At 70.9% G+C, this 13,084-nt stretch carries 12 protein-coding genes; 5 read left to right on the top strand and 7 right to left on the bottom strand.

Features of this window, described 5'->3' with window-relative positions; genetic code table 11:
• Nucleotides 1-6: 6 nt before the first annotated feature.
• From FLW16_RS21990 to lon, 4 genes are all read right to left on the bottom strand, one after another.
• On the bottom strand, nt 7-840 hold the full coding sequence (locus FLW16_RS21990; RefSeq protein ID WP_142561993.1) for a MetQ/NlpA family ABC transporter substrate-binding protein: 834 nt from the start codon (nt 838-840) through the stop codon (nt 7-9).
• A gap of 22 nt (nt 841-862) precedes the next feature.
• Nucleotides 863-1,519 (bottom strand): methionine ABC transporter permease, encoded by a 657-nt coding sequence (locus FLW16_RS21985; protein ID WP_142561992.1) that lies wholly within the window; start codon nt 1,517-1,519, stop codon nt 863-865.
• Nucleotides 1,516-2,460, bottom strand: coding sequence for a methionine ABC transporter ATP-binding protein (locus FLW16_RS21980; RefSeq protein WP_142561991.1), 945 nt, complete (start codon nt 2,458-2,460; stop codon nt 1,516-1,518). The genes FLW16_RS21985 and FLW16_RS21980 overlap by 4 nt, the downstream gene beginning before the upstream one ends.
• Nucleotides 2,461-2,802: 342 nt before the next feature.
• Complete coding sequence (gene lon, locus FLW16_RS21975; RefSeq protein WP_142561990.1) at nt 2,803-5,166, bottom strand: endopeptidase La; 2,364 nt, start codon at nt 5,164-5,166, stop codon at nt 2,803-2,805.
• A 154-nt stretch (nt 5,167-5,320) separates the two neighbouring features.
• On the opposite strand from lon, the gene FLW16_RS21970 reads away from it, so the two are divergent.
• On the top strand, nt 5,321-6,784 hold the full coding sequence (locus tag FLW16_RS21970; protein WP_260615461.1) for an MFS transporter: 1,464 nt from the start codon (nt 5,321-5,323) through the stop codon (nt 6,782-6,784).
• 141 nt (nt 6,785-6,925) lie between these two features.
• A complete protein-coding gene (locus tag FLW16_RS21965) occupies nt 6,926-7,591 on the top strand; it encodes an AIM24 family protein (protein WP_142561988.1) in 666 nt (221 codons plus the stop codon).
• Between the two features lie 49 nt (nt 7,592-7,640).
• On the opposite strand, the gene FLW16_RS21960 is transcribed toward FLW16_RS21965, so the two are convergent.
• Nucleotides 7,641-8,552, bottom strand: coding sequence for an SDR family oxidoreductase (locus tag FLW16_RS21960; RefSeq protein WP_142561987.1), 912 nt, complete (start codon nt 8,550-8,552; stop codon nt 7,641-7,643).
• A 122-nt stretch (nt 8,553-8,674) separates the two neighbouring features.
• Here FLW16_RS21960 and FLW16_RS21955 point away from each other — a divergent pair, with 122 nt between their 5' ends.
• A complete protein-coding gene (locus FLW16_RS21955; RefSeq protein WP_142561986.1) occupies nt 8,675-9,265 on the top strand; it encodes a TetR family transcriptional regulator in 591 nt (196 codons plus the stop codon).
• Between the two features lie 94 nt (nt 9,266-9,359).
• Here the strand turns inward: FLW16_RS21955 and FLW16_RS21950 are convergent, their stop codons facing one another.
• Nucleotides 9,360-9,908 carry a TetR/AcrR family transcriptional regulator gene (locus FLW16_RS21950; protein WP_142561985.1) on the bottom strand — a complete coding sequence of 183 codons (549 nt, stop codon included), beginning with the start codon at nt 9,906-9,908 and terminating at the stop codon, nt 9,360-9,362.
• 114 nt (nt 9,909-10,022) lie between these two features.
• Between FLW16_RS21950 and FLW16_RS21945 the strand changes: the two genes are divergently transcribed.
• Nucleotides 10,023-10,982, top strand: a complete 960-nt coding sequence (locus tag FLW16_RS21945; RefSeq protein ID WP_142561984.1) for a cupin domain-containing protein — start codon at nt 10,023-10,025, stop codon at nt 10,980-10,982.
• A gap of 148 nt (nt 10,983-11,130) precedes the next feature.
• On the opposite strand, the gene FLW16_RS21940 is transcribed toward FLW16_RS21945, so the two are convergent.
• The gene (locus tag FLW16_RS21940; protein WP_142561983.1) at nt 11,131-11,472 is read right to left on the bottom strand and encodes a DUF5713 family protein; all 342 of its coding nucleotides are present in this window, start codon (nt 11,470-11,472) and stop codon (nt 11,131-11,133) included.
• A 254-nt stretch (nt 11,473-11,726) separates the two neighbouring features.
• On the opposite strand from FLW16_RS21940, the gene FLW16_RS21935 reads away from it, so the two are divergent.
• Nucleotides 11,727-13,073, top strand: a complete 1,347-nt coding sequence (locus FLW16_RS21935; RefSeq protein WP_142562089.1) for a S28 family serine protease — start codon at nt 11,727-11,729, stop codon at nt 13,071-13,073.
• Nucleotides 13,074-13,084: the final 11 nt, after the last annotated feature.

Genomic DNA, 13,084 nt, shown 5'->3' with positions numbered 1-13,084 from the left:
TACGCGTCAGGACGCGGGGATGACCGAGCCCTTGAATGTGTCCTCGATGTACTTCTTCACCTCGGGGCCGGTCAGCAGCCCGACCAGGGTCTTCACCCGCGGGTCGCTCTCGTGCCCCTGCGCGACCACGAGGCCGTTGGCGTATGGGTTGCCTTCGGCCTTCTCCAGCACCAGCGCGTCGGAGGACGGGTTGAGGTTCGCCTCCAGCGCGTAGTTGCCGTTGATCACGGCGGCGTCCACGTCGTCGAGCGAGCGCGGGAGCTGGGCGGCCTCCAGCGGACGGAAGGTCAGCTTCTTCGGGTTGCCGGTCACGTCGCGCTCCGTCGCGGCGGTGCCCACGCCGTCCTTGAGCGTGACCACGCCGTTGTCGGCGAGCAGCTTGAGCGCCCGGCCGAGGTTGGTGGCGTCGTTGGGCACCGCGACCGTGCCGCCCTGCGGCAGCGAGGCGAGGTCCTTGACCTTCTTGGAGTACAGGCCGAGCGGCTCCAGGTGCACCGGGGCCACGAAGCTCAGCTTCGTGCCCTTGGATGCGTTGAAGTCGTCCAGGTACGGCTTGTGCTGGAAGTAGTTGGCGTCGAGCTGGCCGTCCTGGAGCTGCAGGTTGGGCTGCACGTAGTCGCTGAACTCCACGATCTCCAGCTTCAGGCCCTTCGCGGCGGCCAGGTTGTCGGCCACGTACTTGAGGATCTGCGCGTGCGGCACCGGGCTCACGCCGACCTTGAGCGGGGCGTCCGCCGCCGCTGTGCCGGAGGCGGTAGCCGTGCCGGAAGACGAGGACCCGCAGGCGGACAACACGAGCGCGACCACGGCGGCGATGACGAGGCCGAGCGTTCTACGCATGGAACAGAACTCCTTCGATGGGTTAACGGTGAGAAAGCCGACGGGCGACGGCGTCGCCCAGGGTCTGTGCGAGCTGCACCACGACGACCAGGACGACCACGGTGACGACCATGAGCGTGGTCTCGAACCGCTGGTATCCGTAGCGGACGGCGAGGTCGCCGAGACCCCCGCCGCCGATCACTCCGGCCATGGCCGAGTAGGAGATGAGCGTGACCACGGTGACGGTCAGCCCGGCGACCAGGCCGGGCAGCGCCTCGGGCAGCAGGACGCGCGCCACGATCGTCGCCCGGCCCGCCCCCATGGCCTCGGCCGCCTGCACGACGTCGCGGCCCACCTCGCGCAGCGCCGTCTCGACCAGCCGGGCGAAGAACGGCACCGCGCCGATCGTCAGCGGGACCACCGCGGCGGCGGACCCGATCGTGGTGCCGGTGAGCACGCGGGTGACCGGGATGACCGCGATCATGAGGACGATGAAGGGCAGCGACCGGCCGACGTTCACGACCAGGCCGAGCACGCGCCGCACGGCGGGCGCGGGGAACAGCCCACCCCGGTCCGTCCCGGCGAGGCAGACGCCGAGCGGCAGCCCGAACAGCACGGTGAACAGCGTGGACCAGCCCACCATCACGGCGGTCTGCCCGGTGGCCTCCCACAACAGGGGGCTCATCTCCGACCAGGTCATGCGTCCTCCTCCACCAGCAGGCCGCGCTCGCGCAGGTCCGCGAGGGCGGCAGCCGTACCGGCTCCGGTGACCCGCAGCCGCAGCCGGCCCGCCGGGACCCCGGCGACCTGTTCGACCGCGCCCGCCGCGACGGCGACGTCCACGTCGTGCGTACGCGCGAGACGCGACAGCAGGGTCTGGTCCGCGGCCAGGGCGACCGTCACGGTGCCGGGCTCGGCGGGCGGCAGCGGGAACAGCTCGGCCGCCAGGCGCGATCCGGGCCTGGCGAGCAGTTCGGGGATGGGACCCGCCTCGGCGATCCGCCCGTCGCTCATGATCGCCGCCGAGTCGCAGACGGCCTTGATGACGTCCATCTCGTGGGTGATGAGCAGGATGGTCAGTCCCAGCTCCCGGTTGAGCCGCCGGAGCAGGGCCAGGATCGACTGGGTCGTGGCGGGGTCGAGCGCGGAGGTGGCCTCGTCCGACAGCAGCACCGACGGCTCGGCGGCGAGCGCCCGCGCGATGCCGACCCGCTGCTTCTGGCCGCCGGACAACTGCGCGGGGTAGGCCCCGGCGCGGTCGGCCAGGCCCACGAGGTCGAGCATCTCCGCGACGCGCCGGGCCCGGGCGGCCCGGCCGACGCCCATGACCTCCAGCGGGAAGGCCACGTTGCCCGCCACCGTGCGCGACGACAGCAGCGCGAAGTGCTGATGGATCATGCCGATGCGCTGGCGGGCGCGGCGCAGGTCGGCCGCGCCGAGGGCGGTCAGCTCGCGCCCGTCGACGGTCACCACGCCCTCGTCGGGACGTTCGAGCAGGTTGACGCAGCGCAGCAGGGTGCTCTTGCCGGCGCCGCTGCGCCCGAGCACGCCGAAGACCTCGCCCTTGCCGACGTGGAGGTCGACGCCGTCGAGCGCGACGACGTCGCCGTAGGCCTTGCGCAGGCCGGAAACCGTGATCACTTGCTGTCCCTCGGAGACGATGGCGGCCGATTCCTGTGCGCGTGCGGCTAGCGCGTGCCGGGTGGGAAGGGCAGATGCGTGATCCGGCGCAGGATCAGATCGGGCGGCGGGGAGAGCGTCATCGGTGAGTGCCTTCGTGGGGAGGGTGCGGACGGACGATGTTCAGGCCGCAGGACACCCTCGCTCGGGCGGGTTCACCAGGTTCGATACGCTCACGACCGGCTGAAACAGGAGTGAGTTAATCCTTATTCCATACCGGTAATGTGTGCTTCGTCACAGGATTCGTCACAGGGAAAGGCCCGCGCCTCCGGGACGACGGAGACGCGGGCCGGGTGGAGTGGGTCAGGCGACCGCCCGCTGCTGGGCGACCGTCGCCGGGGTGAGGGCCAGGCCGAGGACCTCGCGCACGTCGCTCACCGCGTGGACGGTGAGGTCGGCCAGCACCTCGGCCGGGACGTCGTCCAGGTCGGGCTCGTTGCGCGCCGGGATGAGCACGGTGGTGATCCCCGCCCGGTGGGCGGCGAGCAGCTTCTGCTTGACCCCTCCGATCGGCAGCACCCGCCCGGTGAGGGACACCTCGCCGGTCATCGCCACGTCGGCGCGGACCGGCCGGCCCGACAGCAGCGAGGCCAGGGCGGTGGTCATCGTGACACCGGCCGACGGGCCGTCCTTCGGCACCGCGCCCGCGGGCACGTGGATGTGCACCGACCTGTCCTTGAGCGACCCGACCGGCAGCTCCAGCTCTGCGCCCCGGGACCGCAGGAAGGACAGCGCGATCTGCGCCGACTCCTTCATCACGTCGCCCAGCTGACCGGTCAGGGTCACACCGGTCGCCCCGGTCTCCGGGTCGGCCAGCGACGCCTCGACGTAGAGGACGTCGCCGCCCGCGCCGGTCACCGCGAGGCCGGTGGCCACGCCCGGCACCGCCGTACGCTGCCGGGCCTCCGGCAGGGACGACTCGGGCACGTGGCGCGGCCGGCCCAGGTAGGAGACCAGGTCGCCGCCGGTGACCGTCACCGGGAGCGCGGCCTCGCCGAGGGCGACCTTCGCCGTCACCTTGCGCAGGATCCGGGCGATCGAGCGCTCGAGCGAGCGGACGCCGGCCTCGCGGGTGTACTCGCCGGCCAGGCGGCGTAGCGCCGCCTCCTCCACCGTCACGTCGTCGGCGGTGAGGCCCGCCTTCTCCAGGTTGCGCGGGAGCAGGTGGTCGCGGGCGATGGCGACCTTCTCGTCCTCGGTGTAGCCGTCGAGCGTGACGATCTCCATGCGGTCGAGCAGCGGCCCGGGCACCTGCTCCAGCACGTTGGCCGTCGCGAGGAACAGCACGTCGCTGAGGTCGAGCTCGACCTCCAGGTAGTGGTCGCGGAAGGTGTGGTTCTGCGCCGGGTCGAGCACCTCCAGCAGCGCGGCCGTCGGGTCGCCCCGGTAGTCGGCGCCGACCTTGTCGATCTCGTCGAGCAGCACGACCGGGTTCATCGAGCCCGCCTCGCGGATGGCGCGGACGATGCGGCCGGGCAGGGCCCCCACGTACGTGCGCCGGTGGCCGCGGATCTCCGCCTCGTCGCGGACGCCGCCCAGGGCGACCCGGACGAACTTCCTGCCCATGGCGCGGGCGACCGACTCGCCGAGGGAGGTCTTGCCGACTCCGGGAGGACCGGCCAGCGCGAGCACGGCGCCGCTGCGGCGCCCACCGACCACGCCGAGGCCCTGGTCGGCCCTGCGCTTGCGCACGGCGAGGTATTCCACGATGCGGTCCTTCACGTCGTCCAGACCCGTGTGGTCGGCGTCGAGCACCGCGCGGGCCCCGGCGATGTCGTACTCGTCGGTCGTGTGGACGTTCCACGGAATGTCGAGCACGGTGTCGAGCCAGGTGCGGATCCAGCCGCTCTCGGGCGACTGGTCGGAGGCCCGCTCCAGCTTGTCGACCTCCTTGAGCGCGGCCTCCCTGACCTTCTCCCGCAGGTCGGCGGCCTCGATGCGGGCGCGATAGTCCTCCTCCTCGTCGGAGGGGTCCCCGTTGAGCTCGGCGAGCTCCTTGCGCACGGCCGCGAGCTGCTGGCGGAGCAGGAACTCGCGCTGCTGCTTCTCCATGCCCTCCTGGACGTCCTTGCGGATGGTCTCCGCGACGTCCAGCTCGGCGAGGTGGTCGCGGGCCCAGCCGACCAGCTTGTCCAGCCGCTCGGCCGGGTCGGAGGTCTCCAGCAGCAGCAGCTTCTGCGGCGTCTGCAGCCAGGGGGCGTACCCCGCGCTGTCGGCGAGGACGGCGGGATCCGTGATCTGGTTGACCGCGTCGACCACCTGCCAGGCGCCCCGCTTCTGCAGGATCGTGGTGGTGAGGGCCTTGTACTCCTTGGCGAGCTCATCGGCCCTCGGCCCGGCCGTGACCGGCTCCAGCACGGTCGCCTCGACCCACAGCGCCGCGCCGGGGCCGGTGGTGCCGGTGCCGACGCGCATGCGGTCGACGCCGCGGACCACGGCCGCGGGCTCCCCGCCCGGCAGGCGGCCGACCTGTTCCACGACGGCGCTCACCCCCACCGGGCCGTAGCGGCCGTCTATGCGGGGCACCAGCAGGACCGTGCTCTCGCCACTGGCGCGGGCGGCGTCGATGGCGGCGCGGACCTCGGAGGCCGACAGATCGAGGGGCACGACCATGCCGGGCAGGACGACCTCGTCGTCGAGCGGGAGGACGGGAAGGATCTGGGACATCAGCACTCCACTAGGTTGAGTTATGTCGGCTCAACTAACAGGAGTCCGATCCTGTTCCCTGTTCTGCGTCAGTTCGCTGTGAGCGATCGTAATTGTGTAATCCGCCTTGCCGTGAAGACGCACCCACTCCCCCGGGTAACGCATGATGGCGTCCATGACATCCGGAAATATCCGGCTTCGCTCGGCGCCAGGCCGGTGGGTGCTGCTCACCACGGTCCTCGGGTCGGGCATGGCCACGCTCGACGGCACCGTGGTCAACGTGGCCCTCCCCGCCCTCGGGCGCGACCTCCACGCCGGGATGTCCGGCCTCCAGTGGACCGTGAACGCGTACACGCTCACCATGGCCGCGCTGATCCTGCTGGGCGGGTCGCTGGGCGACCGGCTCGGCAGGCGGAAGGTCTTCGTCGCCGGGGTGGTCTGGTTCGCCCTGGCCTCCGCCCTCTGCGGGGCCGCGCCGAACACACCCGTTCTCGTGCTCGCCCGTGCGCTCCAGGGCATCGGCGGGGCCCTGCTGATCCCCGGGTCCCTGGCGATCATCCAGGCGAGCTACGTGCCCGACGACCGGCCGCGCGCCGTCGGCGCCTGGTCGGGGCTGGGCGGCGTGGCCGCCGCCCTCGGGCCGCTGCTCGGCGGCTGGCTCGTCGAGACGGCCGGCTGGCGGTGGGTCTTCCTGCTCAACCTTCCGCTCGCGGCCGTCGTGGTCGGCGTCGCCGCCCGGCACGTGCCCGAGACCCGGGACGCCGGGCCGCACGGCCGCTTCGACGTGCTCGGGACCGTCCTCGCCGCACCCGCGCTGGCCGGGCTGACGTACGGCCTGATCCTCGCGGGCGACGGGCTGGTGCCGCTGACCGCCGGGCTCGTCCTGGCCGTGTGCTTCGTGGTGGTGGAGATCCGGCGCTCCCCCCGGTCCCTCGTCCCCGTGGGCGTGTTCGCCTCGAGGGAGTTCACCGCGGTCAACGTCGTCACCCTGGTCATGTACGCGGCGATGGGCCTGGTGTTCTTCCTGCTGGTCGTCCAGCTCCAGGTGTCGGCCGGGTTCTCTCCCGTCGCCGCCGGGTCGGCGATGCTCCCGGTCACGATCCTCATGCTGCTGCTGTCGCCCCGGGCCGGCGAACTGGCGAGGCGGGTGGGCCCACGCCTCCCCATGACAGGAGGGATTCTCCTGTGCGCGGCCGGACTGCTGCTGATGAGCCGCATCGCCCCGAACTCGTCCTATCTCATCGACGTGCTGCCCTCGGCGGTCGTGTTCGGGCTCGGCCTGTCCGCCGCCGTCGCCCCGCTCACCGCGACCGTGCTCTCCACGGCGGAGGAACGGTACGCGGGTGTCGCGAGCGGGATCAACAACGCCCTGGCCAGGACGGGCGGCCTCCTGGCCGTCGCCGCCGTCCCGCCGTTGGTGGGGCTGGCGGGGGACGCCTACGACTCGCCGTCGGCGTTCACCCGGGGGTTCCACACGTCGATGCTGGTCGGCGCGGCCATGATGGCGGTCGCGGCGGTCGTCACGTTCCTCACGATCAGGACGAACGTCCTCGCGGCCGCGCCCGAACCGCCCGCCCCCGGCTGCCCGGTCGACGCACCGCCCCTCGGCCCGCGTCCTCCGGCGAGTTCGGGCACCTGACGCGGGAGGTTCACCTGGGCGTGAGCCGCGCGTCCCGGGTGAAGGAGGCCGGATGCGTGGTCCGGTCCCCGGAGAAGGAACCGGAGCCCCGTCCCCGATCGTCACTACCCCTGCACGATCGCACTCATCGAAGGACCCACCATGCGCAGCGCACTCTTCGGGAACCTGAACGGCCGGCAGGTCCCCGCCAACTTCGTCCTGCAGAACTCCAAGATGCTCCGCGTCCAGCTACCGCACGAGGTGATCGCCAGGCAGGGCTCGATGGTCGCCTTCCAGGGCCAGATGGACTTCGACTACGAGGGCTCCGGCGGAGTCGGCAGGCTGCTCAAGAAGATGGTGACCGGCGAGGGCGCGCCGCTGATGCGCGTCAGAGGGCAGGGCCTGCTGTTCCTGGCCGACGACGCCCACGACATCCACCTGTTCTACCTGGAGAACGAGGCCCTCACCGTCAACGGCCGCAACCTGCTGGCCTTCGATCCCCAGCTCACGTGGGACATCCAGCGTGTACAGGGCGCGGGGATCGCCGCGGGCGGCCTGTTCAACATGACGATCAAGGGCACCGGCTGGGTCGCGGTGACCGCGCACGGCACGCCGGTGCTCCTCGACACCTCCCAGATGCCGACGTTCGCCGACGGCCAGTCCGCGGTCTGCTGGAGCGCCCACCTGCAGGTGGGCGTCAACCGGACGATGAAGGTCGGTGCGCTGATCGGCCGTGGCAGCGGCGAGGCCATGCAGCTCGCCTTCCGGGGCCAGGGGTTCGTCCTCGTCCAGGCCAGCGAGGGCCCGCCGGTGGTGCAGGCCCAGTAGAAGATCACTCGCGGAAGGCTGCAGGCCGGCGTCTTGGTCGGTGAGAGGGTCAGGGAGCCGGCGTGGCCAGGTAATCGCCGTGCTCCAGGTCTTCGAGCAGTGTCGGGTTGGTGGGCGACCAGCCGAGCAGCTCCTGCGTGTAGGAGCTGGAGACGGGCCCGTCGAAGCCGTAGGCGGTGGCCATGAACGGGCTCACGAAGTGCGTGGCAGCCTCGTCGGGGGTCAGCGAGACCGTGGGCAGATCCAGGCCCCGGGCGATCGTCTCCGCGATGCTCTTCAGGGTCACGCCGCTTTCGGCTACTCCGTGCAGCACGCCGCCTGCGGGCGCCTTCTCCACTGCCAGGCGGAACAGGACCGCCGCGTCGAGCCGGTGCACCGCGGGCCAGCGGTTGGTGCCGTCTCCGACGTACGCCGAGACGCCGGTCTTTCGCGCGGTGGCGATGAGCATGGGGATGAAGCCGTGGTCTCCGGGACCGTGGACGGTGGGAGCGAGGCGGACCACGCTCGCGCGTACTCCCCGGGCGGCGAAGCCCAGACAAGCTCGCTCCCCCGCGATGCGGAAGGCGGCGATCCCGGTCGCGTCGGGCTCGTCCTTCTCGGTGGCCTCCCGGCCGGCGGGCATGACCAGGGTGCCCGAGGTGACGACGAACGGCTTGCCCGAGTGTTCCAACGGCCGGCCGAGCGTCTCGATCGCGGTCCGGTCGCGCCTCATCATGTCGTCGAGGTCGGAGAAGTCGCCGCCGTAGGCCATGTGCAGGACTCCATCGGCGGCTTCGGCGCCCCTGCGCAGACTGTCGAGGTCGTCCAGGGAGCCGCGGTGTGGTCTGGCCCCCAGTGACTCCAGCCGGGCGGCGGCGGCATCCGAGCGCGCGAGACCGGTGACGGTGTGGCCGGCCGTGATGAGCTCCGCGACGACCGCGGGGCCGGTCTGGCCAGAACCACCGGTGACAAAGACATGCATGAAACACTCTCCCGCTTGACGCCAGTGACTGACACTACGTAGTGCCAGTCGCTGACTGTAGGTAGCGCCAGTTACTGGCGTCAAGTAGCGCCAGTAACTGGCATATGCGGTATCCTCGACGCGTGCCAAGGAGCGGAGCAGAAGCGCGCCGCCGCCTTCAGCAGGCGGCCCTGGAGCTGTACCGGGAACGCGGGTTCGACCAGACCACCACGGCCGAGATCGCCGCCCGGGCCGGCGTCAACGAACGCACGTTCTTCCGGCACTTCCCGGACAAACGCGAGGTGCTCTTCGACGGCGAATCCGACCTGCGCGCCGCGTTGACGCGGGCGGTAGCCGAAGCGCCCGAGGGTCTCCAGCCGCTCGAAATGCTGCTCTGCGCCTTCCGGAAGGCCGAACGGATCCTTGAGGACAATCGCCCGTTCGCCGAACCACGACTACAAGTCATCGCGGTGACACCGGCACTCCGTGAACGCGACCTGGCCAAGGCCGCGTCGCTCACCGAAGCCGTAGCGGAGGCGCTGCGGCAGCGCGGTGTCGCCGACCGGCTGGCCGGCCTGGCCGCTCAGACCGGGTGGGCCGCCTTTCACCAAGCGGTCCAAGCCTGGATCGACGACCCCGCACAGAGCTTGGACGCGCATCTCCTCCAAGCCTTCGACGACCTGCGCGCCCTCTCCGTGACCACCCCACCAGCACAGGCATGGCCTGAAGACTGATACCCCTGCCGAGGGAAGTCGCGGTTCCCCGCCGGCCGAAGATCGCCCCGGGCGGTGTCAGCCGAGGAGGACGGCGCCTCGTCCTGTGGCCGCCTCAGCGTGGGGCGATGCCGTCCAGGGTGATGTCGATGAACCGCCGCCAGTCGCCGACATCGCCCCGGCTGATCATCGCCAGTGCGCCGACCAGCATGTAGAGATCGTCCACCGTGATGTCGGCGCGGACGGTGCCGTCGGCGTGTCCGCGCCTGATCAGCGTGTCCCCTATGGCCAGCAACTCGGTCGCCAGAGGTCCACGCGGAGCGGTGGAACCGAACGTCGCCTCGATCGCCCCGGAAAGTCCGCGGCCCTTCTGATGGATCTGGGCCACATGGGTCAGGAAGCAGGTCAGCGCCGCCCGGGTGTCGGGGTTGGGCAGGCACTCGCTCTCGGCGAAGGCGAGGATCTCGCTGAAGCGCTGCTCGGCGACCGCCTCGACCAGGGCCTGACGGGTCGGGAAGTGCCGGTAGAGGGTGCCGACGCCGACCTGCGCGGCCCTCGCCACCTCCCCCATCTGCACCTGGTCGCCGTGCTCGGCGAACAGGTCGACAGCGACATCCAGGAGGCGGGCGCGGTTGCGCTCGGCGTCGCTGCGGGGCCTGGGCATGCGCTCCCCTTTCGCGGAATCGGATTCCGGATCACACCCTAGTCCGCGTTGACAGGGCGTCCGGCACTCACCTAGCTTAAACGGAATCGGATTCCGATTCAGAAGGATCGACTCATGTTCAAGGACCGTTTCTTCCTGCTGGACGCGGGCGCCTCCCGTCCCACCCGCGTGCCCCTGCCGCCGTCGATGAGCGTGAAGGCCGGGACCGCCGATACGGAGGGGCGGTTCTCCCTGATCGAGAACCACGGCGACGGCCACATCCCCGCCCACGTCCACGACACCTTCGACGAGCTGGTGTATGTGCTGGACGGCGACCTGGGCATCGAGTTCGACGGAGCCACCCACCACCTCACCGCCGGAATGTTCGCGCTGGTCCCGCGCGGCGTCACACACGCCATGCGGAACCTCGGGCCGTACGGCTCCGCCGTGCACGCCCTGCAGGTGTCCGCGCCGGGCGGCTGGGAGCGCTACGTCGAGGACGTGTGCGAGGCGGGCGAGGCCGACGCGCTGATGTTCCCCGACGGGCGGCGCGACTGGAGGAAGATCAACGAGCTGGGCAAACCGTACGGCATGCGCTACCACCTCGGGCGGGACGACCCCGCCGAGTGGGGCGACAAGAGCCGGTTCTACCTGCTGCGGCAGGGGCAGGCGAGGCCCGGGCGCGTAGCGGTGCCGCCCGCGTTCGGCGTCAAGGCGCGCAGCGAGGACACCGACAGCCTGATCTCGCTGTTGGAGGTGACCGTCGCCCAGCCCGTCCCGCGCCATACTCACCACGTGGCCGACGAGTGCATCTACGTGGTCGACGGTGTCCTGGAGATCGACTTCGACGGTATGACGCACCGGGCCGGCAAGGGGCAGTTCGTCCTGCTGCCGCACGGCGTCCCGCACGCGATCCGCCCCGGTTCCACCCCGCCCCCCAAGGTCATCCAGGTCTCCTCGCCGGGCGGCTGGGAGTGCGTGGTGGAGGCCCTCATCGAGCATCGCGCCGAGGTGAGCCAAGGCGGCCGCTTCAACCCGGCGGCACTCAACCGCTACACCCGCCGCTACCACGTCGTCTACGAGGAGAACGAATGAGCCGCGGGGCCGCCGATGCTCATGCCGGGATGGGGCTCATTCCCGGCCCAGACGCCCTCCGCGCGGTCTGGGGCGACGCCGCCGCGCCCGAGTGACGCCCGGCGCTATCGCTCCACGCCCGGGGCCATCCGGCACATGCGCCGTCGGCTCACCATTCCCGGCCGGCGATCAACTCCTCCACGTCCGCCTCCGCGAACCCGTATGCCGACGCCACGAACCAGAAGTCTTCGGCGATCACCTCTCGTGCGAAAGTCTCGATCTCGCTGCCGGCCGCCTCGAACTCCGCCTCCAGCGCGTTGAACTCCTCCGTCGCGGCCTGCGTGAGCACGTACAGCGCCGCCAGGTCCGGCGGCCGCTCGGCCTCGATCCGCTCGCAGAGCCGCAGGAGGACGGCTTTCCCCTTGTCGACGACGTGATCGGGAAAGTACTCGTCCCCGTACATGCCCTTGAGAAAGGCATGCCCGGCCACCTGCCGATTCGTCGGCGCCATCGCGATCTCCCGTTCCCGTCGACAGCTCGGTGATCCGATGCTGCACTACGCCACCGACAACATCTGCCCGGTCTAGGGCGACACGGGCGGCCGTGAGCCGGATCGCTTTTGCGGTTGTGCCGATATATGCCGATACGACAGAGTCTTCCCGATCACTGGCGTGGATCTACGTCGACATGGGAGGAAACGGCATGGCGGGTCGCCCGTACGCGCGGCTACAGAGTCCGGTCCGGCGGACGCGGGGACCCTTGGCAATGTTCTCGGCGGCGCTGGCGTCGTCCCTCCTTGTCGCGACCCCCGCGGCGGCCGCCCCGGCGACCGGTGCCGGCACGGTCCTGGCGAAGTCCGCGGCTTCCACGGCCGGGATCGCCAAGGACGACCTCCTGGCGCGGCTCAGGGCCGTCCCCGGTCTCCGGGTGGTGTCGGTGAAGAAGGGGCGGGCGAAGGGCTACAAGGACTACACCCTCACCTTCACCCAGCCGGTGGACCACCGGAACCCGCGCGGCGGAACGTTCCAGCAGCGGCTCACTCTCTCGCACCGATCGGTGGACCGGCCCGTGGTCCTCTACACCGGTGGATACTTCCTGCCGGGGAAGGTGTGGCTCCAGGAGCCCACCTATGGGCTCGACGCCAACCAGCTCTCCGTCGAGCACCGTTTCTTCGGCGCCTCGCTTCCGAAGCGGAAGGACTGGGCGAAGCTCGACATCTGGCAGGAGGCGAGCGACGAACACGCGATCGTCGAGGCGCTCAAGCAGGTCTACGGCGGCGCCTGGATCGGCACCGGGGCCAGCAAGGGCGGCATGACCGCCGTCTACCACCACCGGTTCTATCCGGGCGACCTCGACGGGGTCGTGGCCTATGTCGCGCCCAACGACGCGGTCAACGCCGACGACCGCGTCTACGAGCGGTTCTTCACGACCGTGGGCACGCCGTCGTGCCGGGCCGCCCTGCGTACGGTTCAGCGGGAGGCGCTCAAGCGCCGCAAGAGCCTGGTGCCCCGGCTCACGGCCCTGGCCAAGCGTGAGGGCCTCACCTTCCGCCGCACCATCGGCACGGCCGACCGCTCCTTCGAGCTGAGCGTGCTCGACTCCGCCTGGACGTTCTGGCAGTACTTCCGGCAGCAGGACTGCAAGGGCATCCCCGGTGAGAAGGCTTCCGACGCCGCCATCTTCCGATGGGTGGACAAGATCCAGACCTGGAAGCAGTACACCGACCAGGGCATCGAGCCGTACCTGCCCTACTACTACCAGGCGGCCACCCAGCTCGGCTGGGCGTCCCTGAGCTTCGCCCACCTCAAGGGCCTGACCCGGTATCCAGGGCTCTACCAGCCGAACTCGGTGCTGCCCGCGTCCCTCCGCTCCCGCTTCGACGGCAGGGCCATGCGGGACGTGGACGCGTGGGTGACCCGGCAGGCGAGCCGGATGATGTTCGTCTACGGCGGGCGGGATCCCTGGAGCGCCGAGCGGTTCACGCCGAAGGGGACGGACTGCCACGTGTTCGTCGCCCCGCTCGCCAACCACGGCGCGAGCATCAGCCGCCTGTCCTCTCGCGACTACGCCCAGGCCACCGACACCCTCAGGCGGTGGGCCCGGCTCACCTGAGCACCTCCGGG

The sequence above is a fragment of the Microbispora sp. KK1-11 genome, from assembly GCF_006874435.1.
In the GTDB taxonomy this organism is placed as follows: Bacteria; Actinomycetota; Actinomycetes; order Streptosporangiales; family Streptosporangiaceae; genus Microbispora; species Microbispora catharanthi.
This window is presented reverse-complemented; position numbering and strand designations above follow the sequence as displayed.